Source organism: Solidesulfovibrio aerotolerans (genome assembly GCF_009856865.1).
Classification (GTDB): domain Bacteria; phylum Desulfobacterota; class Desulfovibrionia; order Desulfovibrionales; family Desulfovibrionaceae; genus Solidesulfovibrio; species Solidesulfovibrio aerotolerans.
Map to the genome: position 1 here is coordinate 31,956 of NZ_WVUD01000013.1, position 25,083 is coordinate 57,038.

Sequence of the window (25,083 nt, forward strand, 5' to 3'; positions counted from 1 at the left end):
GACAAGGAGTGCCACATGGCGGTTAAAAAGATCCTCATGCTCGTCGGTGACTATGTCGAAGACTACGAAGTCATGGTGCCGTTTCAGATGCTGCTGATGGTCGGCCACGACGTGTCGGCCGTCTGTCCGGGCAAGAAGGCCGGCGATACCGTGCGCACGGCCATCCACGATTTTGAAGGGGACCAGACCTACAGCGAAAAACCCGGCCATAACTTTGCGCTTAACGCCGACTTCGACGCCGTCGATCCGGCCGCCTTCGATGCCCTGGTCATCCCCGGCGGACGCGCCCCGGAGTATATTCGCTTAAACCCCCGCGTCATCGAAATCGTCAAACACTTCGGCGCGGCCAAAAAGCCCATCGCCGCCGTCTGCCACGGCCAGCAGGTGCTTGTTGCCGCCGATGTCATCGCCGGCTGCCAGTGCATGGCCTATCCCGCCGTGCAGCCTGAAATCGAACGTGCCGGTGCCACCTACGTCGGCCCCAACGCCACGTTCACCAACGCCGTCACCTGCGGCAATATCGTTACCGCCCCGGCCTGGCCCGCCCACCCGCAATGGATGCGCCAGTTCCTGGACGTGCTCGGCACCAAGATCGAAGCCTAGGGAGCGTGGCGCCCAAAAGCCGTTCCGTTTGTTGCGGATAAAATAATAAATTCCAGATGGTAACGCTTGGCAACCGTTGGCCGCACAAAGCGGGCGCAACACGCGGCAAGCGGCCCGAAATGACGGTTCCAAGGCGTTTCCCCATGGACCCAAAGCAGGGGGTGAACCCGGATTTGCCGGATCACCCCCAAAGCTCCCCCTTTTTTCCACGGCCTAACGATGGTATAGCCCTGGGCGATGACCCGCCCGGCGGCGGCCCGACCCACCCGCCGGCGCAATGAGGCGCTATGATTGATACGACCAAGATAGAACGTGTGCGGCAAGTGATCGGCGATTTCGCTGTCAATAAAGGAAAAGTGCTCCTGCTCGTTTCCTTTTTGCTCTTTATCGTTGCCGCCTATTACGTCATGGACTTTATCACCGAAGACAGCTTGGCGGTAAAATACAAAAAAACCACCGCCATGGTCGAAGAAGTCCAGGAAACGAAAAATGTTCTCACCATCGTCACCAGCCAGGGGTTTTTCGTCGTCGATCCCAGCCTGCGTTCAGATAAATTCAAGAATATCGCCGATTTTTTCCGCAAAGTGAAAGAAGACGGCTCACCCGTGCGTATCGACTACAAGGACGTCGGCAACGACAAAGTCATCGAAAACGTCTTCTACCGGGCCGAGTCCAATAAATTCGGCAAAATCGGGTCGTTGAAGTAGCCGGCGAGCGGCAGAAAGCGGAAGGCGAAGCGAAGAGGCCTCCGGCGGCCGGGGCTTTGCCCCGGACCCCACCGGGGGGATGATCCCCCCGGACCCCCCGATTGGGGGGCGGGAGATGCGTAAGCGGGTTGGAGGTTTTGGCGTCGGCGGGAGCGTCGGCGTGAGAGAATGGGGGTCGGAATTTGGCCGCTGTTCCCGACGCGGAAGCCGCGCCAGGAACAGCGGCCAAATTCCGACCCCCAACTCGCCAGCGGCCCTGGGGCTTTTGCGCAATCAAAGCCTTGCGCAAAAGCCCCAGGGCCGCATTTTTTGAGGTGGCGGCTGAGCCTTCATATGATTGTTTTTTCTGGGCGAACCGGGCAAAGCCACCGTTCTTACAGTCTTTTGACCTGCTTACCGAGCAACCCAGCATGCCGACTGGGGAGTGGCAGCGCCCAAAGTCTTCCCGTCCTCTGACTTGTTTGCAGAATCAACGCCGTCGACGTGGTTGTCTCCTGCCTTCCCGGGCGAACCGGGTGGCTGCAATTTGGGCCGCCGTGCTCGCCGCGCTTCGCGGGGAGTGTCGGCGGCCCAAATTGCAGCCACCCATGCGGCGCAGCCGCCAAGCGCTCCCGCGCTCCCGCGCCAACAGTCTTCCCACACTCCCGCGTCCGCCGTAGCCCCTTACCCCGTCCATCCCTTGCGCCCCTATCCGGGGGTCCGGGGGGCCGTCGCCCCCCGGCGGGTGCAGGGCAGAGCCCTGCCGGAGAGGTCCAGGAGAGGCAGCGCCTCTCTTGGCAGGGTCTGGGACAGCGTCCCAGCGGGGTTTGGGGCAGCGCCCCAATTCTCTCTCTTAAAAGAACATGTCGCGGCGGCCGGCTTCGATATCGCCCAGGCGTTCGATGGTCAGGTCGCGGATGCCATCTTTGGGGATGGTGGCCAGGGCTTCCTGGATGCGCCTCTCACCCAGGACTTTGGTTTCGGGGTCGGCGTAGTCGATCAGATATTCTTTGAAGGTGAGCAGGGCGTTGGGCAGGCAGACGTTTTGGATGGTGCCGTCTTTGGCCAGACTCATGAAGCGGTCGCCGGTGCGGCCCTGGCGGTAGCAGGCGGTGCAGTAGCTGGGGATAAAGCCGCGCTGGCAGAGCATTCGGATGATTTCGTTGGGTGAGCGCTGGTCGCTGGGTTCGAACTGTTGGCCGTTGTTGGTGTTGCTGGTTCCCTCGTGTTCCTCGTGGACTTTCTGGTAGCCACCAACGCCCGTGCAGGAGCCGGCGCTGATCTGGGAGATGCCGCAGTCGATGAGTTCGTCGCGAAACTCCGAGTCTTCGCGGGTGGAGAGGATCATGCCGGTATAGGGCACGGCCAGTCGGATGATGGCGATGATCTTTTTAAAGGCCTCGTCCGGGACGAGGTAGGGGAAGGTGTCGAGGTTGACGGCACCGGCCGGGCGCATGCGCGGGACGGAGATGGTATGGGGGCCGACGCCGAAGGTTTTTTCCAGATGTTCGGCGTGCAGGAACATGGCCACGGTTTCGTATTTCCAGTCGTAGAGGCCGTAGAGCACGCCGATGCCGACGTCGTCGATGCCGGCTTTCATGGCCCGGTCCATGGCGGTGGTGTGCCAGTTGTAGTCGTGCTTGGGGCCGGAGGGATGCAGCTTAGCGTATTGGGGGCGGTTGTAGGTTTCCTGAAAGAGGATGTAGGTGCCGATTTCGGCGTCCTTGAGTTTCTTATAATCTTCGATGGTGGTGGCGGCGATGTTGATATTGACGCGGCGGATGGAGCCGTTGCCGTCTTTGATGCTGTAGATGGCCTTTATGGCGTCGGTGACGTATTCGATGGGGCAGTTGAGCGGATCTTCGCCGGCTTCCACGGCCAGGCGTTTGTGGCCGAGGGATTCGAGAATTTCCACCTCGTGTTTGATTTCCTCGGTGGTCAGGCGTTTGCGCAGTTGGTCCTTGTTGCTGCGTTTAAAACCGCAGTAGACGCAGTTGTTGATGCAGTGGCTGGAGATATAGAGCGGCGCAAAAAGGACGATGCGTTTGCCGTAGATGGCCTCTTTGACCTGTTTGGCGGCGGTGAACATGGTTTCAAGGAGTGGCGCGTCGTTGACTTCGAGCAGCACGGCCACTTCTTCGGCGGACAGGCCCTTGTAGTCCAGGGCCTTATCGATGATGGCGCGCACGGTTTCGGGGTTGGCGGCGGCGCTTTTGGCGGCGGTAAGCGCCGCGTGGATGCGGTTTTCGTCGATAAACGCGTCGGATGTGCGCTGGGTTTCGTCAATCATGGTCGGCCTCCTTGCGAAGGGTCTTGCTGGTCAGGGCGGACTTGACCGTCACGCCTGGGATATTCCCGAGTCTGCCGGTAAGCGAACCGATCTCATCGGTTGTGCCTTCGATAATCAGCGACACCACGCCGGCCTGATATTCGGGGCGCGGGATGCCCATGCGGCCGAGCACGATGTGGCCGTGGTCGCTGATGACGGCGTTGACCTTGTCGGAGATGTGTTTGGGATCGTCGATGACGATGCCGACCACGCCGATACGTCTGTTCATGGCTGTTTCCTCGTTTGGGCAATAAAAAACGCCTTCGTTTTCCCAAGGGAAACAAAGGCGTGGTGTTCTGGCTTGTGCATGGCGTCATCCTCGGCGCAGGGTCACCCCCTTGCCAGCAGATTGCGGTATGGTTTTTTTCGCCTTCACGTCAGGACCGGTCCCACCGTGGCAGCAAGGCCACTATGCGAGGGTTTTGGACGGTTGGCAAGTGCTACGAAAAATTATTTTGTGCGAAGTTGCTTTCTTGCTGGAATTATTGCGAAAGGCAAGTCCTGTCCTGACCGGGCCGGGGCGGGCCGTGCGAGGCAGGATTGTCCGGCTTGGGAGGGGGCGCATGAATGGCAAGTTGCCTGACTGACACAGCGCAAGCGGCATTGAAGTGTTTTCGGGCATATTGTGTTCATTGCCGGGAAATGATAACTATCGCTGTTCATTTTTTCTCATATTGAGTCAGCAACACAGGCACATATGAACGATATTTTGAGTATTGATGTCAGGAATGAGATGGCTGTCGATATCGCACTCGGCTGGAAGGGGCATTGGTCTCTATCGAGGCGTTTGAGACCATGATTGCCAACATGCAGGCGACGGAACACTCCATATCCCTGACGCAGGATGGCCTTGCCTTTTTACGTGACCATATTAACGATGCTCTTTTTTTCATTGATGTTACCACCGGCCGAATCTGCGACGTCAGCCGGGCGGGGTGCAGTCTGCTGGGGCTTGCCCGTGAAAAGCTTGTCGGACGGCTCCAGACCGAGTTGCATCCCATCGAGGATCGGGTCTTTTGCGCGGCCCAGTTTCGTGAATGCGTGCGTATGGCCGAGGCCGGGCAAGCCAGCCAGTCTCTTCCGGTGATCGTGGTGCGGGTGGACGGCAGCCGCATTACGGGGAGGATGGCCGTTATCATGATCTCTTGCGCCGGTGAGCGGCTGGCCTGCTGTGTCTTTAACAGTCCGGCCCTGCATGGACTGCTCGGCAGCGGGCTGCAGGAGAGCGAAGCTTATTTTGCCCAGTCCCTGCCGGGCGTCGGGGACGGGGCCTGGAGCTGGAATCCGCAGACCGGGGTCGTCTATCTGTCCCGGCAGTGGGAGGCCCTGCTGGGCTACGCGCCGGGTGAAGTCAAAGGCACAATCGAGGGTTCCCAGGTGTTGGTGCATCCTGATGACCGCGACAGGGTTCTTCAGGCCGTTGGTGACTGCGCCCGGGGGGTGAGCCCGTCGTTTTCCCTGGAGTATCGGTTGCGCGCCCGGGACGGCTCTTACGTTTGGGTGCACGGCCGGGGCGGTCCGGTTCGCGACGCATCGGGCCGGGTGACGTTGCTGGCCGGGGCCACCACCGACATCACGGCGCGCAAAGAGGCCGAATCGGCCCTTCGGGAAAGCGAGGAGCGGTTCCGGTTTCTGGCCCAGCATTCGCCTGACGGCGTCATCATCCACGACGCCACGGGTTGCATTCTCGACGTCAATGAGCGCGCCTGCCAGGATCTCGGCTATGAGGCGGATGCGCTGCGGCGCATGAACATCAGCGACATCGCGACCACGCGCCCCCGTCCATGGCTGATTGACTTTTGGGATAACCATCCGCTCGGGGAATTTTCTCTCCAGACTACGGCGCGACGCAAGGATGGCACGTTCTACCCGGTGGAGATCAAGGGCGTGGTCTTTGAGGAGCGCGGCCGACGCCTGTTTCTGGCCACCGGGCGCGATCGGACCGAACGGCTGCGCCAGGAACAGACCCTGGCCGCAGCCCGGGATGCCGCCGAGGACGCCAATCGCGCCAAGACCGAATTCCTGGCCAGCATGAGCCATGAGATACGCACGCCCATGAACATCATTCTGGGCATGGCCGAACTCCTTGGCGAGCAGGCCGCAACCCCGGCCCAGGAGCAGTTTGTCGCGGCTATTGAGAACTCGGGCCAGATGTTGTTGCGGCTCTTAAACGACCTGCTTGATCTGTCCCGCATCGAGGCGGACCGCGTTGAGTTGCGACAGGAGCCGTTCTGCCCGGCCGAACTGGTGGGCGACGTCTGCCGGACCATGGCCGTGGCTGCGGCCCAGAATAGTCAGGAGCTGATCACGATTTGGGGAGACGATCTGCCGGCCGTGGTGGAAAACGACGCCGACCGGGTGAGGCAGGTGCTGGTCAATTTGATCTGGAACGCCGTCAAATTCACCGGAGCGGGCCGCATTGAAGTCCGGTTGGCGCATCAGATCGAAAGCGACAGCCGGTCCTGGCTCCATTTCGCTGTGGCCGACACCGGTCCCGGCATCCCGCCGGAACTGTTGTCCCGGATTTTCGATCCCTTCGCCCGGGGCGATGGTTCAGCCTCAGGCCAACATTGCGGCACCGGCCTTGGTCTGGCCATCAGCAAGCGGTTGGTCGAACTGATGGGCGGCGCCATTGCCATTGATTCGCAACCCGGGCGTGGGGCCACATTTTCCTTTAGCCTGCCAGTGGGGACGACGCCGGCCGCAGCGTCGGTCGCAGACAGTCACGGCCCCTCTGTATCTCCTGTCCGACGAGCTGGAGCCGCCGTCGACCGGCGTCGGCAAATACTTGTGGCCGAAGATTCCGAAGCCAATCAGGAACTGCTGCGGCTGTTTCTTGAAGAGCAGCCGTACGACGTCGTGATGGCGGCGTCGGGCCAGGAGGCGGTCGCTCTCTTTGCCCGCGAGCGCTTCGACGTGGTGCTCATGGACGTGGAGATGCCGGGCATGTCCGGCCTGGAGGCCAGTCTGGCCATCCGTCGTCTGGAAGCAACGACCGGCGCCCCGCGAACGCCACTGGCCCTGCTCACCGCCCATGCCTTCAGCGAATACGAAACCCGGGGGCGTCAGGCCGGTTGCGACGGTTTCCTGACCAAGCCCATCCGCAAGGCCCATCTGCTCGAATCCCTGGCCAAGCTCGTTACCGTGGGTCGCTTGGATTGAGCCGCGCTTTTCCAAAACAAAACGGCCGGAGCGGTGAACCGCCCCGGCCGTTTTGTTTTGGAAAACGCGGCCGGTTATTCCGGCACCACCTCCAGCACCGGTTCGCCGTAGGTGTCGGGAACCGTGCCCTTGATGCGCAAAAGGCTCATCCAGCGGCGCAGGGTGCCGACGATGACGATGGCGATGAGGATGAGGACGATGACCGCCAGGGTGGCCAGCAGATAGAGGCCCTTGGGCAGGTAGGTATTGACGATCTGCAGATACCCGGCCCAGACGGTGATGCAGACCATGGCCAATCCCGGCACGGCCGTCATCCAGGCGTAGCGGGCCTTGCCCATGCGGATGATCATGGTGGTGCCGATGAGTAAGCCCATGGCGGCCAGCAACTGGTTGGACATGCCGAAAAGCGGCCAGATGGTGGAGATATCGCCGGTGTAGACCAGATAGCCCCACATGAAGGTGAAAATCGCCGAGGTGGAGAGGATGCCCGGCATCCAGTGCTTTTCCTGGAACTTGGGGATCACCTGGCCGATCATTTCCTGGAGGAAGAACCGGCCCACCCGGGTGCCCGTGTCCACGGCCGTCAAGATAAAGACGGCCTCGAACATGATGGCGAAGTGGTACCAGTAGTCCATCAGATGGCTCATGATGGGCACGGACGAGAAGATATGGGCCATGCCCACGGCCAGGGACACGGCCCCGCCCGGCCGGCCGGTGATGTTTTCGCCGACGGCTTGGGAGAGTTGGGCCAGATCGACGGTGGCCATGCCAAGGGTGGCAAAGACTTCGGGCTTGGTGTTGATGGCGAAATAGTCGGCGGGCATGAGCACGCAGGCGGCAATGAGCGCCATGATGGCCACGAAGCCCTCCATGAGCATGGCTCCGAAGCCGACGAAGAGCAGGTTGCGCTCATTGTCGAGCATCTTGGGCGTGGTGCCCGTGCCGATGATGGCGTGGAAGCCCGAGAGCGCGCCGCAGGCGATGGTGATAAACAGGAACGGGAAGACCGCGCCGGGGATGATGGGGCCGCCGCCGCCGGCAAACTTGGTGAGTGCCGGCATCTGCAGATCCGGGCGTACCCAGAAGATGCCGATGGCCAGCATGGCGATGGTGCCGATCTTTAAATACGTGGAGAGGTAGTCGCGCGGGCATAAGAGCAGCCACACCGGCAACACCGAGGCCACGAAGCCGTAGATGGGGATGGTGATGGCAATGGCCGGGCGCGGCATGTTGAACAGCGGTCCCCAGGTGGGGCTGGCGGCCACGTAGGGGCCGATCAGGATGGCCACGGCGAGCAGGCCCACGCCGAGGATCGACGCGCCAAGGACGTCGCCGTCGCGCCACTTGTGGAGATACACGCCCATAATGAGTGCGATGGGGATGGTGGCAAAGACGGTAAAGGTGCCCCAGGCGCTGTCATGCATGGCGTTGACCACGGCAATGGACAGGCCGGCCAGGGTCAAGACGAGGATGAACAGCACGGCAAACCCGGCCACGTTGCCGGTGTTCTTGTCGATCTCCTGGGTGGCGATGTAGGCCAGCGAGCGGCCCTTGTGGCGCACCGAGGCGAAAAGGACCACCGTGTCGTGGACACAGCCGGCCATGACGCAGCCGACGAGAATCCACAACGCGCCCGGCATGTAGCCGAACTGGGCGGCCAGCACCGGTCCGAGCAGGGGGCCGGCGGCGGCGATGGCCGCGAAGTGGTGGCCGAAAAGGACATACTTGTCGGTCTTTACGTAGTCGTGCCCGTCCGCCATCTTCACCGCCGGAGTCAGGCGCGTTTCGCTCACGCCCAGCACCTTTTTGGTGAAAAAGAGCCCGTAAAAACGGTAACCGATGGCGAAGATGCACAGGGCGGCAAAGACCAGGGTCAGGGCATTCATGCCAGCCTCCCGTGTTTGGGAGCCGGTCTGGCCGGACTCCCGTTCTCGTGGTTGGCCCCGGTCTGCCACGGCCGGCAGACAACAACAAGACGCATTGCGTCAAAGGGATAATCGCGGGGGTGAAACGGCGTTTTTACGAAGTGGCCGACGCCGTGGCCGGGACTTCCCCGGCGGCCTGGGTGGGCTTGGTGGCCTGGGGCGTTTGGTCTGGCAGGGCAACGTCAACCGTTGGGGGCGTGGGCGTCGGTCCGGGCCGGGCTGGGTCGGCGGCCGGATCGGACCGGGGCACGGCGGCCGGCGGCACGCGAAAGACGATGCGCGTCCCCGTTCCCGGGGCGCTGGCGATATGCATGGCGTAGTCCTGGCCGAAAAGCTGCACCAGCCGCTGGTTGGAATTGCGCGCCCCAACGCCTTCATTAAGCGATTCCGGGGCGGTGGGCGACAGGACCAGCGCGATGGTTTCCCGGGCCATGCCCAGGCCGTCGTCCTCCACCGTCACCTGCAAGTGGCCGTCCTGGCGGCAGACCTTAAGGCGCACCCGGCCGCCCTCGGGGCGGGCCTGCAAGCCATGGCGCACGCTGTTTTCCACCAGGGGCTGGATTAAAAGCGGCGGGATCAGCCAGTCCTCGCAGCCCGGCTCCACCTCGATGCGACTGGCGATGCGCTCGCCAAACCGGGCCTGTTCGATGGCCAGATAGGAGCGCACCTGCTCGATTTCCTCCGACAGGCGCACCAGTCCCCGGGAACTGTCCAGGTTGCGGCGCATGTAGCGGGCCAGATCGAGCAGCAGCTCCCGGGCCTGCCCTGGGGCGGTGCGGCAAAAGGAGGCTATGGTATTGAGCGAATTAAACAGGAAATGCGGGTTGATCTGGGCTTGCAGACGCCGGATCTCGGCATGGGCCAGCAGTTGGTTTTTAATGCCGATGTCTTCCAGTTCGAGCTGGGTGGAAAACAGATCGGCCAGCCCCTTGGCCAGTTCAAACAGCGGCTGATCCAGGGGCCGGTCCTTGGTGCCGTAAATTTTGAGGCAACCGCAAATGGTCGGGCCTTTGCGCAGGGGCACGATAATGGCTTCGCGCAACGGACAGTCGGCCTTGGCGCAGCCGATGCTCTCGCGGTCGCGCAGAAAAAGGGCCGTGCCGCTTTCAAAGGAAAGCCGCGTGGCCCGGGTGCGCCAGGGCGCACCGGCCAGATGATGCTCCTGCCCGGCCCCGACATGGGCCAAAATGGTGCGGTCGCCGGTTATGGCCACGGCGGCAACGGCCGTCTCGGCCAGGATGATGGCGGCCGTGGCCTGGGCGGATTGCCGGGTTAGGCCGCTGCGCAGATGGGGCACGGTCTGGCTGGCGATGGACAGGATGCGCCGGGCCTCGTTGGAATCCTGGTGTTCGCGCAGGCTGCGTTGCAAGCGCAGCGCACGCACAAAGATGGCCGCGCCCATGGCGTTTATAACGATCATGGGCGCGCCGATGACCTGGACCAGGGCCACGGCCTCGTCAAAGGGTCGCGACAGGGCCAGGACCAGCCCCATGTGAACGGTCTCGCCCACAAGCCCCAAGGCCATGGCCACGCCCCAATCAAGTGACTGGCCGGGAAATCGTCGGGCAATAAGCCCGGCCACCGTCCCTTCGAGAAAGGTGGCCAGGGCGCAGGGCAGGGCGCTAAACCCGGCGATGTCAATTAAATACCGGTGGCCGCCGGCGATAAGCCCGGCCCCCAGGCCCACCCAGGGGCCGCCAAAAAGCCCGGCGGTAATCACGCCCATGGCCCGCAGATTGGCATACGAGTGAAAGACCGAGTTGCCGGTGTAGGTGCCCAGAATCCCGAAAATGCCAAAGAGCAGGGTGACGGCCAGCGTCGTCCAAAACGGGCGTTTTTGCCCCAGCCCCATGCGCTCGAACGGGGCCATGGTCATAATGGCGAAGCCACCGGCCAGGAGCAGCCCAAAGCGCTGGGACAGGTTGATAAACAGCCCCGGCACCTCGGGAACGAGAATGTCCAGATCCACGCGGCCTCCACACGGTTCGCGGTTCGCGCCGGGCGGCCTGTCCTGCCGGCCGTGGCTACAGGCCCAGCCGCTCCTTGAAATCGCGCACCCGGTTGCGGCTGACCGTCACTTCGGTGCGGGCCGGATCGTTCATAACGAGCAGATACTTGCCGCCGACCCAGGGGGAGAGCTCGGCAATGCGCTCCAGATTGACCAGCACGGCGCGATTGGCCCGGAAAAAGGGCTGGCCGCCCAGGCGCTCCTCGGCCCGGGTCAGCGTCGGCAGGCCGTGGCAAGGGTAGCGGCCGTGGTCGGTGAGCGCCCCCACATCGCGGTCGTCGGCTTCGATCAAGACCACTTCGGCGGCCGGGAGCAGGGCGATGCGGCCCAGACGTTCCACCGCGATGCGGGAGACGGTGCTCCCCCGGCCAAGACCGGCCAAAAGCGACCCCAGGGCGGTAGTCAGACCGGCCGGCCCGTCAGCCAGCCGCTGGCGGATGCGGTCGAGACTGACGGCCAAACGCTCGGCCGCCACGGGCTTGAGCAGATAATCCACGGCGTTTTGCTCAAAAGCGGCAATGGCATACTGGTCAAAAGCAGTGACGAAAATAAAGAGCGGCACATGGGGCAACCCGGCCGCCTCGCGCAGCACGTCAAAGCCGTCTCGGCCCGGCATGCGGATATCCAGCAGCACCAGATCAGGCCGGGACACGGCAATGGCGGCCAGGGCCGCGTCAGCCCCGTCAGCCTCGCTCGCTTCAATGTCGGGATGCTGGCCAAGCAGATAGGCCAGCTCGTCGCGAGCCGGTTTTTCGTCGTCAACAATGAGAGCCCGGATAAGCATGCCCCAAAGCCTAGCGCCGGCCCGCCCCCCTGTCCAGGGGGCAGAGCGTGGAGAAGAGAAAGAGTGCCTCCGGCGGCCGGGAGGGGGTAGCCCCCTCCCGGACCCTCCCTTCCTGGGGCGCGTGTTTTTCTTCAGGCAAGGCCTGAAGAAAAACGCGCGCCCCAAAAAGAGAGGCTTCGCGAAAGGATGCAGCGGACAGCGCGCCCCCTTAACCCCTGGCCTTCCAGGTGGGATTCCAAAGGGCTCAGCCCTTTGGCCGCCGGAGGCATCTTCTGTCTTTAATCACCGCGTAGCGGGGTGCAGGCGGTGTCGGGGGACCATTGGGGCGAGGCTTCGGACGGTTGGCTGCGCAGATCGCAGGGGTCGGCGTCGCAGGCCGGGCAGCAGTCTTCGGCGCAGGGATCGGCGTGGATCATGACGTCGGCCTCGGGGCCGAGGTGGTTGCGCAGCAGTTGTTCCAGGGCTTCGACTTGTTCGTGGGCCAGGGCCAGGGTCATGCCCCGGGGCAGGATGAGGTGCAGATCGATGTGGACGGAGCGGCCGGATTTAAAGGCCCGCAGCCGATGGACGTTGATCCAGGCGGGATGGCGGTTGTCCCGCAGCAGATCGCAGATACCTTGCAGCAGGGCCGGATCGGATTCGTTCATGAAACCGGCCACGGACTGGCGAATAAGCCCGACGCCGGTCCAGGCGATGTTGGCTCCGACCAGACAGGCGATGGCTCCGTCCAGCCACAGCCAGCCGGTCAGCATGACCAGCGCCAGGGCGAGGAGCACCCCGCCCGAACTCCAGACGTCGGTGAGCACATGCCGGCCGTCGGCGGTAAGGGTCAGGGAGCCGGATTTTTTGCCCTGGCGCAGGAGCAGCAGTCCCAGCCAGAGATTGACGCCACTGGCCGCGACCAGCAGCAGGATGCCTGCGCCGAGGTTGGGAAGCGCTTGGGGATTAAGGATCTTGTCCCAGGATTCCCAGATGATGGCGGCCGAGGCGAGCAGGATCAGCAGCCCTTCGATGCCGGCGGCGTAGTATTCGACGTTGCCGTGGCCGTAGGGGTGGCGCTTGTCCGGCGGTGCTGCGGCCACGGTCACGCTGAAAACCGCAAACGCGGCGGCCACGACGTTTATAATGGATTCCAGGGCGTCGGACAGGATGGCGGCCGAGCCGGTGAGCAGCCAGGCCAGCATTTTGATGCCGAGCAAGGCCATGGCCACGAAAAAGGAGAGCCGGGCGGCCCGGATTTCGGGCGTTGCGGCGGTGCGGGAAAAAAGTTGCATACCCATGCTAGTAGCGCCGTGGCCTGCCCCTGTCCACTGGCCGCAGTGCGTTTGGTCGTGTCCAACCCCGCGTCCAACCCCGCGTCCGGCCCCGCGTCTGGCCCTTGACGCCAACCGTGGCTATGGCCACAACAGGCGGATGCCAACAGTCATCGATCCCGCCCTTTTCCCGTATGTGTTCCCGGCCGCTGCCGCTGTGCTCGGGCTTTTTCTCGGCAGTTTCTATTCGGTGTGCGTTTCGCGCGGCATCGAGGAAACCTCCATTATCTCGCCGCCGTCCCATTGTCCGGCCTGCGGCCATCGGCTGCGGCCGTGGGAGTTGATCCCGCTGGTCAGTTGGCTGGCCCTGCGGGGGCGGTGCGCCGGCTGCCGGGAGCGGATTTCCGTCCTTTATCCGCTTATTGAACTGGCCTCGGCGGTCTTTGCCGCCCTGGCCGCCGCCCGCTTTGGTCCGAGCTGGTGGTTTGTGGGGCATCTAGCCCTGGGCGGTCTTTTTATCGTGGCCTCGGGCATCGATTTCCAGGTCTATCTGCTGCCCAATTATCTGACCTATCCGGCGGCGGTGCTGGGCTTAACGCTCGGGGCGCTCGATCCGGCCATCGGTCCGCTGGCGGCGGTGGCGGGGGCGCTGATCGGCTTTGGCGTCTTTTGGCTTTTGGCCGCCGGCTACCGCCGGGCCAAGGGCGTGGACGGCCTGGGCGGCGGCGACGTCAAGCTCATGCTCTCCATCGGCGGGGCCGTGGGGGGGCTTGGGCTGCCCTATGCCGTCTTGATCGGCAGTGTGGCCGCCTTGGCCGCCAGCCCCTTTTACGTGTTGGGGCGGGGCAAGGACCGCCAGATGCCCATTCCCTTCGGGCCGTTTCTGTGTTTCGGGGGGCTGGTGCAGATTCTGTACGGCCAGGCGATCTTCGGTTTTCTGGCCGGACGCTGACCGGAGTACCAGGGGGCGCTGGCGTTTTGCTGCTGCTTTGTGCTAGACTGTCTTACTGCCCTTGTCCCGGAAAACGCCTATCCCGTATTCCCTGGAGGTCGCCATGCCGCGTCACGCTTTGTTTGCCGCAGCCGTTTTGCTCCTTGGCGTAACGGCCGCCTGCGTCCCGCAAAAGCCCTATTCGGAGTCCATGTTTTACGGCAACTGCATCATGCCTTTCGGCCGTGATCCGTGCGATTCGGATATGGAGATCTGCCAGATATACCAGGGGGTTTTTACGGAGACGTATGCCGACGCCAGGGCTTGCAGCGCCGCCTGCGACCGGATTTCCCTGGACCCTGGCAATGTCTACACCGGACGCAACTGCGGCTATATGCTCGTCCACGGCGGCAACCTTTGCTCCCAACAGTGTGAACGCCTGTATCCCCAACAAAAATGACGCTTGGCAATCGTGTCAAGGGGAGGCATTGTGGCGGTGCCCCGGGCCGTTGCCGGGAGCGTCGTAAGGAAATCGGATATCCCATGCGCCAAGGCTTTTTTCTCTCATGACCCGCGCCGCCGCCAGCCGGCCCCGGGCCGATGCCCCGACGCGCTCTCTGGTCGTGGCGGATGGCGTCCTGACCCTGACCATCGCCGGTTCCTGGCGTATGGATCAGGCTTTGCCCGCCCTTGATCCGGTGCGCCAGGCCCTTGAGGCAACGCCGCCGCCCAAGACGCTGGCCTTTGCCTGCGCCGGGGTCACGGGCTGGGACAGCCTGTTTCTCACCCAGTGCCGGGCCATCCTGGCCCTGGCCCGGCAGCGCGGCGTCACGGCCGATCTGGCCGGGTTGCCCGACGGCGTGGCCAGCCTGCTGGCCCTGGCCGAAAAGGTGCCCGAGCGCCAGGGCGCGGCCCGCACCACGGCCCATGCCCCTTTTCTCGACCGCATGGCCGATCTGGGGATCGGCTCGGTCCAGGCCGTCCATAATCTGCTGGAATTTCTCGGCGAAGTCACCCTGGCCGCCGTTGCCCTGGTGCGCGGCAAGGCCGTTTTCCAGCGTTCCCAGCTCACCACGCTGATCTATCAGGCCAGCATCGATGCCCTGGCCATCGTCTCGCTGATAAGCTTCCTGGTGGGCCTTATTTTGGCCTTTGTCGGGGCCATTCAGTTAAGCCAATTCGGTGCCCAGATCTACGTCTCCACCATCGTCGGCATCGCCATGATCCGGGTCATGGGGGCGATTATGACCGGCATCATCATGGCCGGGCGAACCGGTGCGGCCTATGCCGCCGAGTTGGGCACCATGCAGGTCAATGAAGAGATCGATGCGCTGAAGACCTTCGGCTTTTCCCCAACCCAATTTCTTGTCCTGCCGCGCATGATCGCCTTGGTGCTCATGATGCCGCTGCTGTGCATTTACGCCGACCTCATGGGTGTTATGGGCGGCTTTGTGGTCGGGGTGTTTATGCTTAAAATCAACCCCATCCAGTACCTGACCCATACCTGGCAATCCGTGCCCCTGGCCAACTTCTGGATCGGGCTGGTGCACAGCACGATCTTTGGCGTGCTGGTGGCCATGGCCGGCTGCTACCGGGGCATGCACTGCGGCCGCAGCGCCCTGGGCGTCGGGCAGGCCACCACTTCGGCCGTGGTCACGAGCATCCTGGCCATCGTCATCGCCACGGCCATTCTCACCGTGGCCTGCAACATCATCGGCGTGTGAGGCGACCGTGACAGCAGTTCCTGACAACGCCACCCCGCCGGCCCCGGACGCCGCCGCTGCGGCCATTCGCGTCGAAGGCCTGACCATGGCCTACGGCGACTTCGTCATCATGCGTGATCTCAATTTCACCGTGCGACTCGGCGATATCTTTATTATCATGGGTGGCAGCGGCTGCGGCAAATCCACCTTGCTGCGGATGCTGGTGGGGCTCAAAGCCCCGGCCGCCGGCAAGGTGTTCTACCGGGAAGGCAGCCTTTGGGACGCCCCGCCGGATGCGCGCCACGCCATCCTGCGCCGCACCGGCATCCTCTACCAGTCCGGGGCGCTTTTCAGCTCCATGACCCTGGCCGAGAACATCTCCCTGCCCCTGTCGCAGTATACTGCCCTGACGCGCGGCGAGATTCGCGACATTGTATCGCTCAAACTGGCCCTGGTCGGTCTGGCCGGGTTTGAGGATTTCTATCCCTCGGAAATCAGCGGCGGCATGTGCAAGCGGGCCGGTCTGGCCCGGGCCATGGCCCTTGACCCGGACATCCTCTTTTTCGACGAGCCTTCGGCCGGACTGGACCCGGTCAGCGCCCACAACCTGGACGAACTTATCCTGGAACTGCGCGAAAGCCTCAAAGCCACCTTCGTGGTGGTCACCCACGAACTGGCCAGCATTTTTGCCATCGGCAACAACTCCGTCTATCTCGACGTGGAAACGCGGACCATGACCGCCTCAGGCGATCCCAAAGAGATGCTCGCCAATGCCACCGACCCTAAACTGCGCCGGTTTCTTACCCGGGGCCAGGAATAGCGCAAAGGATTTTTCATCATGAGCGGTGCCGCCAACAAAACCATGATCGGACTTTTCGTGCTGGGATCGCTGGCCCTGGCCCTGGGTGCCATTGTCGCCCTGGGTTCGGGTGTCTTTTTCACCCAGAAGTTTCCCTGCATCATGTATTTCCCCAACTCCGTTTCCGGGCTCGAAATCGGCGCACCCGTGCTGTTTCGGGGCGTGCCCATCGGCTCGGTCAAGGAGATCAGCATCGAAGCCGACGCCTCCCGCCTGCATTTCTACATTCCGGTTGTGGTGGAAATCCTTGGCAGCAAGATCAAGCTGGCCCCCAGCGAGAAACACAAGGCCGCGGAAAATTTGGCCCAGGCCCGCAAGGAAACGGCCGGCGATCTGCTCTCCCAACTCATCGACAAGGGACTGCGCGCCCAGCTTGTCACCCAAAGCTTCGTCACCGGCCAGTTGGCCGTCTCCCTCGACCTCATGCCCGACACCCCGGTGCGCCTGGTTGGCGGCGCGCCGCTGCCGGAAATCCCCACCGTCCCGTCAACGTTTGAGAAGCTGACCGAAACCATCAAGCAACTGCCGCTTCAGGAGCTGGTCAACCGGCTTATCGGCGCGGTCACCGGCATCGAAAAGCTCGTCAATTCGCCTGAATTGACCAAAATGCCCACCAAGATCGACACCGTGCTCAGCAACGGCAACGAGCTGATGCTCGAACTGCGCAGCAAGGTCGGGCCGCTGACCAGCAATCTCGACGAAGCCGTCACCAGCTTCACCGAGCTGGCCAAGCATCTCGACCACCGCACCGACGGGCTGAGCGCTTCGGCCAAGACCGCCATGGACTCCTTTGACGCCACGCTCAAGGAAAGCCGGGCCGCCATCGGCAAATTCCAGAAAATCGTGAGCAGCGATTCGCCCACAGTCACCGACCTCAACCGGGCACTGGCGGAAATCGCCACGGCCGCCCGGTCCATCCGCGCACTGGCCGATTATCTTGAACGCCACCCCGAGGCGCTCATCCAGGGCAAGGGAGGCCCGCACAAATGATGATCCCATCCCGCGCATCCTGCGTCGCCCTGTTGGCCGGCGCGGCCTGCTGCCTGCCACTCCTGGCCGGCTGCGGCAAATCAGCGCCCACCCATTTCTATTCCCTCAATACCGCCGCGCCCAAAACCGACACAGTCCCGGCCGGCCCGTGCCTGTCCGTGGGCATCGGTCCCGTGGATCTGCCGGCCTACCTCGACCGGTCCCAGATCGTCACCCGCCTTGGCGACAACCAGATGCATCTGGCCGATTTCGACCAGTGGATCGAATCACCCCATGACAACTTCCAGCGCGCCCTGACCGACAACCTGTCGCGGCTTATCTGCGCCAAACCGCTTTTCACCTACCCCTGGCCCGTGGGCGGACACCCGGATCGTCAGGTTGTTATCCAGGTGGCCCGCTTTGACGGGGCGCTTGGCCAGGAAGCGGTCCTTCGGGTGAGTTGGTCTGTCCTTGACGCCGACAACAAAACCCTCGACTGGCGCTCCACCGACTACCGCGAGGCCGTCCAAGGGCCGGACTACGCCGCCCTGGCCGCTGCCCAGAGCCGGCTGGTGGAAAAGTTCGCCAAAGACGTGGCCGCGAGCCTGGGCGCGAAATAAACCGGAACCGGGGTGCTGCCCCGGTTCCGGTCTGCTGTGCCCGGCTCGGCCGGCGCATCATGCTTGGAGACATCTGCGTTGCCCGGCCCCGGGCGGCGTGTTGGCTTCTGCGCCCCCGCCTGGAACCTGCCCCGGCGAAGGCTCAAGCCCTGGCCCTGCCCGGGGCGCGCCATCAGACAGCGCGCGCCCCGGGCAGGAGTCGTCCGGCCGCACGGACCGCTGCGGTCTCAGCGGTCTTTTCGTTTTTTCACGGCTTTGACGAGACGGCCAAAGGCCTTGTCCTTTTTACGTTTGTCCAGGGACGACAGGGCGTAATAGGCGGACTCCTTCTTAAGCTTGCAGTAGTTGGCGTAGCGCTGCGCCGCCAGTTCCCCGTTTTGAAGGGCAGCAGCCACGGCGCAACCTGGCTCGCCCCCGTGGCTGCAATCGGCATAGCGGCAACGGGCGGCCAGGGCGGCGATGTCTTCAAACCCCGCCTCGATGCCCTCGCCGGCGTCGGCAAGGCCCAGTTCCCGCATCCCCGGCGTGTCGATGACCAAGGCTCCCTGGCTGCAAACGACAAGCTGGCGGCGCGTGGTGGTGTGGGTGCCTTCCCCGGTACCGCTGACCGCCCTGGTCTCAAAGGCTTTCCGGCCCACAAGACGGTTAATGAGCGTCGTTTTCCCCACCCCTGACGAGCCGAGCAGGCAGGCGGTCTGGCCGGCAACGAGGTGAGGCCCCAGCGCCTCCCAGCCGGTGCCGGTGACGGTACTGAGCGCGATCACCTCGGCTGTGGTCATGGCCGCAACGAGCGCAATTTTTTGTTCCAGGTCTTCCCGGTCGATCAGGTCGGTCTTGGTCAGGACAACAACAGGGGTGACGCCGCCATCGGCCGCCATGGCCAGATAGCGGTCCAGGCGGTTGGGGTTAAAATCGAAGTGGCAGGACTGCACCAGAAAGGCGGTATCGATGTTGGCGGCGATCATCTGGATGGCCCGGGAGTCGCCGGGGGAGCGGCGGCGCAAAAACGATTTTCGCGGCAACACCTGCTGGATGAGGGCGGCGGCGTCGTCGTTATAATACGAGACGATCACCCAATCGCCCGCGCAGGGCAGCTCGTCCGGGCTTTTCAGGGTGTAGGCCAGCCGGCCGGCCAGTTCGGCCGGGATTTCCCCTGACCCGTTCCGTACGCGGTAGATGCCGCGATCAACGGCGCAGACGCGGGCAACGCCGCAGCCCTTTTGAAGAGACGTGGGGAGCTGGCGCTCAAACCAATGGTCGAAACCGAGATTGTGTAATTCCATGGACAGGGCACTCCTTGTGCGTGGCGGCAAAGCCAAGCCTGAGGATGGACGGCGCAAAGGCACGTCCCAGGCGAGGCATGGGCGCAATAAGCTTGGATAACGCCAAGGGAGTGGTTGCCGGAGAAGCACAACGAAAGACCGACCCGAAGAAATCGGGCAGGTGCGGTACGGACGGAACTATTCGCCCCGAAGCGGCTGCGGCCTCCTTCAGGGAAGGAGGTTTACGTCTTTTGGGCGCTTACCGGCCGCGGCTTTCGCCGGCAACCAGTACGACAAGATCCAATGATGTGGTGCGCAAAAAAGCTCCTTTGGAAAAGCGACTCGATTTTTTCTTCATAGGCAAGGGGTGCCCTGGCGTCAAGGTGGCCGGTTCTCCCCCTGCGACTCTTTGGGGGTTCGGGGGCTTGAGGCCCCCGCCGCCGGAGCAACGGTGGTTCCTGTCAAGCACAAACGCTGGCTGTCCTGACCGGTGAGCGGCCAATGTGCCCGCCAACGCCCAAAACCCCTTGAAAATCGTTTCCCGTCGGGGGGTCCGGGGGGATCATCCCCCCGGCCGCCGGAGGCATCTTCTGTCTTCTCTTCTCTTCTCTTCTCTTGCGCCCACTCAGGCCTTGGGCGTGGCAACGCCGCCGGCGGCGGCCAGTTCTTTGAGGGCGATTTCGAGCATGGCGGGCACGCGTTCGGCCACGGTGGCGGACAGGTCGATGCTCATATTTTTGAAATCCTGCGGTTCCATGCCGATGACCACGGTGTCGGGGCGTTTGCCGACGAGTTCGCAGTAGATCAGCGTATCCACGAGATCGGACTGGTGCATGGAGTCTTTAAAGGCCAGGGATTTGCGCAGATCGTCGCCGGTAAAGCGGTAAATGGTGCCTGGAACGTCGCCGCCAAGGACGGCATCGAGGACGATACAGTAATCGGCATCCATGAGCGGCTGCATGAGGCGCATGCCGAGGTTGCCGCCGTCCATGAGGGTGACGTTGTCGGAAAAATCATACGTTTCGAGCAGGCGTTCCACGGCGCGCACGCCGACGCCTTCGTCGGTGTACAGGATATTGCCGACGCCGAGGATGAGGATTTTCTGGGGTTCGCCGGTCATGGGCACTCCTTAAAAAAAGGGAGAACCCGGCCGGGGCCGGGTTCTCCAGAGGTAGCAATCGGGAGCGGGTTAGACAACCCGGAACTTGAGCACTTCGTTGGTCTCGGGCTCGATGATGTGCACGCCGCAGGCGATGCAGGGATCGAAGGCGTGGACCGTGCGCAGGATTTCGACCGGACGCTTGGGATCGGCGATGGGGGTGCCGATCAGCGCCTCTTCGACCGGGCTCTTGTCGCCCTTGGCCCCGCGGGGTCCGAGGTTCCAGGTGGAGGGAACGACCAGCTGGAAGTTGTCGATCTTTTTGTTTTTGATGCGAATCCAGTGGGACAGCGCGCCGCGCGGGGCGTCGCAAAGGCCAACGCCCTTGGCCTCGTCGCCGGGCATTTCCCACTTGGCGCACAGGGTGTTGTCTTTGGCCGAGCTGTCGGCGAATTCCTTGATCCAGCCGTCGATCTTGGCGGCGACGATGGCGGTCTCGATGCCGCGGGCAGCGGTGCGGCCCAAGGTCGAGTGCAGGGCGGTGGCCGGAACGGACAGCTTGCCGAGCACCATGTCAACGACCTTTTTGAATTCCGGCTGACCCTTGGCGTAGGCGATGAAGGTACGGGCCAGGGGGCCGACTTCCATGGCGTTGCCTTTGTAGCGGGGGGCCTTCATCCAGGAGTAGTGGTCCTTGTCGTCGAGCTTGGTGTAGTTGGGATCGGTTACGCCGTCGTAGGGATGCAGGCCGTCGGCACCGGGCTTGTACCAGGAGTACTTGACGTCTTCGTAGATGGCGCCGAGATCGACCTTGTCCACCTTGCCCAGATCGCGGTTCATGATGACACCGGCCGGGAAGTAGGAGGAGTCCATGTGCTTTTCGGGCGAGCTTTCGTCGGTGGCGAATTCGCCGAAGGCCATGTAGTTGGTGCAGCCGCCGATGCCGCCCCAGTCCTTGTAAAAGCCAGCCACAGCCAGCAGGTCCGGGATATAGACATCATTGACGAACTTGCAGACTTCCTGGGTGAGCGTCAGGTAGTTGGCAAGGGGTTCTTTGCCCATGGCGTTGTAGTTGGAGCAGCCGCCCACCACGGTGAACTGGGTGTGGGGGTTTTTGCCGCCGAGAATAGCCATGGCGCTGGCCGCTTTGACTTGCAGGTGCAGGGCTTCCAGGTAGTGGGCGGTGGCGATGAGATCGACTTCGGGCGGCAGATAGTAGGCCTTGTGTCCGCCGAGGAAGTAGGCGTTGGTGAAGATGCCGAGCTGGCCGGTCTCCACGAAGGCTTTGAGTTTGTCCTGCACGGCCTTTAAGGTCGCGGCGGAGTTGCCGGGCCGGGCCGGGGCGATGGTTTCGGCCAGTTTGGCGGCCTTGACCGGATCGGCTTTGAGGGCATTGGTCACATCCACCCAGTCCAGGGCGTGGAGGTGATAGAAGTGGACAATGTGGTCATGCAGATACTGGGAAGCCATGACCAGGTTGCGCATCATCCGGGCGTTGCCGGGGATGTTGACCTTGACGGCGTCGTCAACGCACCGGGTGGAGGCCAGGGCGTGGACGTAGGTGCAGACGCCGCAGGCGCGCTGGGTGAAGTGCTGGGCGTCGCGGGGGTCGCGGCCCTTGAGGATGATTTCCAGACCGCGGAAGAGCTGCGAGGAGCTCCAGGCGTCTTTGACTTTTCCGTTTTCAACTTCGACCATGATCCGCAGGTGGCCTTCGATGCGGGTGATGGGATCGACCACAATGGGGCCGGTGAAGGTCGATTGCGGCGTGGGTTTGCTCTCAGCCATATGCTTCCTCCGTCACGGAACGTTCGCTGCTGGGTGTGATGTCCAGGGTCTTGCCTTGCCGAAGCGGGGCGGTGTTAGCCCTGCTCGTAGAAGGGGGTCATGGTGTCCCAGAAGTCCGGCTCGCTGCAACCGATGCAGGGGTGTCCGGCCTTGACGGGCCAGTTGACCTGATTGAACAGCACTTTGGGACAGTTGTTGTAGGTGACCGGACCCTTGCAGCCGAGTTCGTAGAGGCAGTAGCCTTTCTTGGCCTCTTCGGAGTCGAAGGAGGGAGCGAATTCGGAGGCCTCAAAATGCTTCAGGCGCTCACAGTTGTCGTGGACAAGTTCGCCGAAGAAGATTTTCGGACGGCCGTTGGAGTCGAGTTCGGGGATGCCCTTTTCCAGGACATGGACCACGGCGCCGATGAAGTTGATGGGATTGGGCGGGCAACCGGCGATGTTGATGGTGGTCAACCCGGTGGCTTCGCTGACACTGATGGACTGGCTGGGGTTGGGCTTGGCTTTCTGGATGCCGCCGTAGGACGAGCAGGTGCCGATGCAGATGACACCCTTGGCCTTGGGAGCCAGTTTTTTGGTGGTTTCCAGCATGGGATGCCCGGAAACCATGCCCCAGTTGCCGCCGTCGATGGTGGGCAGCCCGCCTTCAACGACCAGATAATATCCGTCAGGCGAAGAGACGGCTTGGTGCAAAGCATCCTCGGCGGCATCGCCGGCGGCGGCCATGATGGTCTCCTGGTAGTCCAGGGAGATCGTGTCGAGGATCAACGAATCGATAAACGGCTTGATCGTGCGCAGGGCTGCTTCGGTGCAGCCGGTGCACTCGGCGTTATGCAGCCAGACCACCGACGGACGGCGTTTGGCTGTGAGCGCCTGGGCCACTTTGGGCGCGAAAGCCGGGCCCATGCCCATGGCCGCGGCCACAGTGGCGCAGAATTTCATGAAGTCGCGGCGGGAGACGCCGTGCTGTTCAAGCCGTTTTTCCGCATCATCCCTGCCAAGACCCACGGAAAAGTTCATAAACGTCCTCCTTGGTTTTACGAAGGGCCACGACCCTGACATCCCTGGAAGGCGTCCTGGCCGTGTTGCATCCATCCCTCGCATCGGTACCCGCCGGGCAGTGCGTCCGAACGCTCCACCCGGCCTGGCGGCATATGCCTATACCGCTGCCCGAGTTAATGTTCCCTTTGGCAGTTCATCACGAAAAGCAGGGGACGTCAATGGGGAATGCGAGATTTTTCACGTGATTCAAGGGTGTTACTGTGCGCTTGCCTCGGAAGAAGTTCTGAATACGAAATAGAAAATCGTATGCACTAGCCCCGAAGTTCACTGCCCGGCCGCGCCGGGACGCACGGCTCCAACGGGATGTACCAGCCTGCCGATATCGGCCAACGCGAGCGTCTCGCCGCGGGCCAGCCGGGCCAAGAGCACCAGTTCCGGCCGGTATTCGAAATGCATGACGTCAAATTCCGACCACTTGCCGCCCCAGATAAATCCCTCGGCCTCAAAGACCGCCACCACGGCCGGCGGGAAGCCTTGCCGCGTGGCCAGGATGTTGGTCCCGGGGGGAAAGTTGCGCCAATAGGGGTTGCCCTTGGGGCTGACATCCACGGCGGCGGCAAAGGAGTGGACGGACAGGCGCCGGGTGCCGGCAATCACCCGCCAGACCACGCCGCCCGAAGCCGGCAGCAGGAAACGGCGCAGGGACGGATCGGCAGCCAGCAGGCGGCGCAGTTGCGCTTCCACCCGGGCAAAGGCGTCGGCCGCGCCGTAGCGGGTGTTAAAGGCCATGGTCTGGCCGAGAAAGGGCACCGGGCGGCAGTTGGCTGTGACGGCGGCCTTGTCGTGGCCGTAGAGGGCCAGGAAAAGCGGCTGGACCCGGATACGGCCCGGGGAAAAATGGAGCGCCGGTTCGGCCACCACCGGCCCCAGCGGATAGGGCTGGGCCAGCATGTCCTTGATGTCGGGCTTGTCGAGCAGTTCTTCCGGGGATTTTGCCCGGCCGTCGTCGTAGGGCAGTCGCGTGCCGTCGGTCAAAACCACCGTGGCCCGGCCGGCCGGGTCCACTTCGATGGCGGCCATGACGCCGGGATAGGCCGTGGCCAGGACGGCCAGATCGCGTTTGGCCTGGGGGGCCAGGGTCTGGCCCAGGCTCTGGGCCGGGGCTGTCAGGGCAAGGGCGAGGAGCAAGGCGCACAGACAGGAAAGGCGAAGGATGCGAAGCGGCATGGGCGGCTCCTTAAGCGTTTTGTTTTGTCGGCATACGGCCGCTTGGGGGCAAAGGGAAGGGGGGCTGGCGGGGCGCGGTGGCAACCGGCCGGCGGGGGCCGGCGGACAGGGGCCGGCTCAGGGTCGAATTGTCTTTAAATTTGTTATGTTGACTGTTTTTTGTCGGACGCTAACGGCAAAAAAGCGACAGCAACCAGCGCACCCGGCTGCACAGGCGCTTTTCCCCGGCCGGGGCGGTGTCCGGGCAGGTCAGGAGTTCCGGGCGCAGGCGCAGGATGGAGCGCACGGCCAGTTCGGCTCCGTAGCCGGTAAGGCCGGCGCACTGGGCCATGTGGGCGTCCGGGTCGTTTTTGACGTGCTTGGTCAGCACCCGGCAACACGACGATTTGTGCCGGGCGGTGAAGGCTTCGTGGATGGCGGCGGATTCCCGGCGAACGGCAGCCCGGGTGGCGGCGTGGTCGCCCCGGGAGCAGACGATGCCAAGGCCGGCGCAGGCTCCGGCCACGGCCCCGCACAGGCAGCCCCGGTCGCCCAGGCCGGCGGTGAGGCCTGCCGCCATGCCAACGGCCTGATCTTCGGTCACGGGCTGGCCAAAGGTTTCGTTTATGGCCACCAGGATGGCCTCGGCGCACAGGAGTTTGCGGTGGGAAAAAAGGCTGGCAGCCTTTTCGCCAACGGCCAGGGCCAGGGTGTCGGCGCGGGCGTTGTCGGAATACGGAGCGTTCATGCCGGCTCTCCTACGCCTGCCCGGGGTGTGACGGCAAGCTCCCGGGAGGTAGCCTAAGCAGGGTGGCCCCCTTGCAAGCCTTCCCTTCCAGGGGGTCCGGGGGGGATGATCCCCCCCGGCGGGGCTTGGGGCAGCGCCCCAATCTTC

At 63.3% G+C, this 25,083-nt stretch carries 21 protein-coding genes; 9 read left to right on the plus strand and 12 right to left on the minus strand.

Annotation, left to right across the window (positions count from 1 at the left end; all coding sequences use genetic code 11):
* The first annotated feature begins 15 nt into the window (after positions 1–15).
* Positions 16–603, plus strand: a complete 588-nt coding sequence (locus tag GTA51_RS09265) for a DJ-1/PfpI family protein (protein ID WP_160960494.1) — start codon at positions 16–18, stop codon at positions 601–603.
* A gap of 287 nt (positions 604–890) precedes the next feature.
* On the plus strand, positions 891–1,310 hold the full coding sequence (locus GTA51_RS09270; protein WP_160960496.1) for a hypothetical protein: 420 nt from the start codon (positions 891–893) through the stop codon (positions 1,308–1,310).
* Between the two features lie 832 nt (positions 1,311–2,142).
* Here GTA51_RS09270 and hydG read toward each other — a convergent pair.
* Positions 2,143–3,579 carry a [FeFe] hydrogenase H-cluster radical SAM maturase HydG gene (gene hydG / locus GTA51_RS09275; protein WP_160960497.1) on the minus strand — a complete coding sequence of 479 codons (1,437 nt, stop codon included), beginning with the start codon at positions 3,577–3,579 and terminating at the stop codon, positions 2,143–2,145.
* Positions 3,572–3,847, minus strand: coding sequence for a TM1266 family iron-only hydrogenase system putative regulator (locus tag GTA51_RS09280; protein WP_160960499.1), 276 nt, complete (start codon positions 3,845–3,847; stop codon positions 3,572–3,574). The genes hydG and GTA51_RS09280 overlap by 8 nt, the downstream gene beginning before the upstream one ends.
* A 566-nt stretch (positions 3,848–4,413) precedes the next feature.
* Between GTA51_RS09280 and GTA51_RS09285 the strand changes: the two genes are divergently transcribed.
* A complete protein-coding gene (locus GTA51_RS09285) occupies positions 4,414–6,780 on the plus strand; it encodes a hybrid sensor histidine kinase/response regulator (protein ID WP_160960500.1) in 2,367 nt (788 codons plus the stop codon).
* A gap of 74 nt (positions 6,781–6,854) precedes the next feature.
* Here GTA51_RS09285 and GTA51_RS09290 read toward each other — a convergent pair whose 3' ends face one another.
* The 4 genes from GTA51_RS09290 to GTA51_RS09305 all read right to left on the minus strand — a co-directional run bounded on the left by GTA51_RS09290 (position 6,855) and on the right by GTA51_RS09305 (position 12,777).
* On the minus strand, positions 6,855–8,666 hold the full coding sequence (locus GTA51_RS09290) for a carbon starvation CstA family protein (RefSeq protein ID WP_160960502.1): 1,812 nt from the start codon (positions 8,664–8,666) through the stop codon (positions 6,855–6,857).
* A gap of 133 nt (positions 8,667–8,799) precedes the next feature.
* Complete coding sequence (locus GTA51_RS09295) at positions 8,800–10,674, minus strand: LytS/YhcK type 5TM receptor domain-containing protein (RefSeq protein ID WP_160960503.1); 1,875 nt, start codon at positions 10,672–10,674, stop codon at positions 8,800–8,802.
* Between the two features lie 55 nt (positions 10,675–10,729).
* Positions 10,730–11,497, minus strand: coding sequence for a LytR/AlgR family response regulator transcription factor (locus GTA51_RS09300; RefSeq protein ID WP_160960505.1), 768 nt, complete (start codon positions 11,495–11,497; stop codon positions 10,730–10,732).
* 278 nt (positions 11,498–11,775) lie between these two features.
* On the minus strand, positions 11,776–12,777 hold the full coding sequence (locus tag GTA51_RS09305) for a cation diffusion facilitator family transporter (protein WP_246198065.1): 1,002 nt from the start codon (positions 12,775–12,777) through the stop codon (positions 11,776–11,778).
* A gap of 133 nt (positions 12,778–12,910) precedes the next feature.
* Here GTA51_RS09305 and GTA51_RS09310 point away from each other — a divergent pair, with 133 nt between their 5' ends.
* The 6 genes from GTA51_RS09310 to GTA51_RS09335 all read left to right on the plus strand — a co-directional run bounded on the left by GTA51_RS09310 (position 12,911) and on the right by GTA51_RS09335 (position 17,832).
* Complete coding sequence (locus tag GTA51_RS09310) at positions 12,911–13,702, plus strand: prepilin peptidase (RefSeq protein ID WP_160960506.1); 792 nt, start codon at positions 12,911–12,913, stop codon at positions 13,700–13,702.
* Between the two features lie 103 nt (positions 13,703–13,805).
* Complete coding sequence (locus GTA51_RS09315) at positions 13,806–14,141, plus strand: hypothetical protein (protein WP_160960508.1); 336 nt, start codon at positions 13,806–13,808, stop codon at positions 14,139–14,141.
* A 106-nt stretch (positions 14,142–14,247) separates the two neighbouring features.
* Positions 14,248–15,405, plus strand: a complete 1,158-nt coding sequence (locus GTA51_RS09320) for an ABC transporter permease (protein ID WP_160960510.1) — start codon at positions 14,248–14,250, stop codon at positions 15,403–15,405.
* A gap of 85 nt (positions 15,406–15,490) precedes the next feature.
* Positions 15,491–16,204 carry an ABC transporter ATP-binding protein gene (locus GTA51_RS09325; protein WP_246198068.1) on the plus strand — a complete coding sequence of 238 codons (714 nt, stop codon included), beginning with the start codon at positions 15,491–15,493 and terminating at the stop codon, positions 16,202–16,204.
* 18 nt (positions 16,205–16,222) lie between these two features.
* Entirely contained in the window at positions 16,223–17,233 is a 1,011-nt protein-coding gene (locus GTA51_RS09330; RefSeq protein ID WP_160960513.1) for an MlaD family protein, read from the plus strand.
* Positions 17,230–17,832: a PqiC family protein gene (locus tag GTA51_RS09335; RefSeq protein WP_246198066.1), complete on the plus strand. Its 603-nt coding sequence runs from the start codon at positions 17,230–17,232 to the stop codon at positions 17,830–17,832. Before GTA51_RS09330 ends, GTA51_RS09335 begins: the two co-directional genes overlap by 4 nt.
* Positions 17,833–18,059: 227 nt before the next feature.
* On the opposite strand, the gene rsgA is transcribed toward GTA51_RS09335, so the two are convergent.
* The 6 genes from rsgA to GTA51_RS09365 all read right to left on the minus strand — a co-directional run bounded on the left by rsgA (position 18,060) and on the right by GTA51_RS09365 (position 24,936).
* Positions 18,060–19,115 carry a ribosome small subunit-dependent GTPase A gene (rsgA, locus tag GTA51_RS09340; RefSeq protein ID WP_160960515.1) on the minus strand — a complete coding sequence of 352 codons (1,056 nt, stop codon included), beginning with the start codon at positions 19,113–19,115 and terminating at the stop codon, positions 18,060–18,062.
* A gap of 604 nt (positions 19,116–19,719) precedes the next feature.
* Entirely contained in the window at positions 19,720–20,214 is a 495-nt protein-coding gene (locus GTA51_RS09345) for a HyaD/HybD family hydrogenase maturation endopeptidase (protein ID WP_160960516.1), read from the minus strand.
* 69 nt (positions 20,215–20,283) lie between these two features.
* Complete coding sequence (locus GTA51_RS09350; RefSeq protein WP_160960518.1) at positions 20,284–21,981, minus strand: nickel-dependent hydrogenase large subunit; 1,698 nt, start codon at positions 21,979–21,981, stop codon at positions 20,284–20,286.
* 74 nt (positions 21,982–22,055) lie between these two features.
* Complete coding sequence (locus GTA51_RS09355) at positions 22,056–23,000, minus strand: hydrogenase small subunit (RefSeq protein ID WP_160960519.1); 945 nt, start codon at positions 22,998–23,000, stop codon at positions 22,056–22,058.
* Positions 23,001–23,306: 306 nt separating this feature from the next.
* Positions 23,307–24,209 (minus strand): M15 family metallopeptidase, encoded by a 903-nt coding sequence (locus GTA51_RS09360; RefSeq protein WP_160960521.1) that lies wholly within the window; start codon positions 24,207–24,209, stop codon positions 23,307–23,309.
* A gap of 169 nt (positions 24,210–24,378) precedes the next feature.
* Complete coding sequence (locus GTA51_RS09365; RefSeq protein ID WP_160960522.1) at positions 24,379–24,936, minus strand: C-GCAxxG-C-C family protein; 558 nt, start codon at positions 24,934–24,936, stop codon at positions 24,379–24,381.
* Positions 24,937–25,083: the final 147 nt, after the last annotated feature.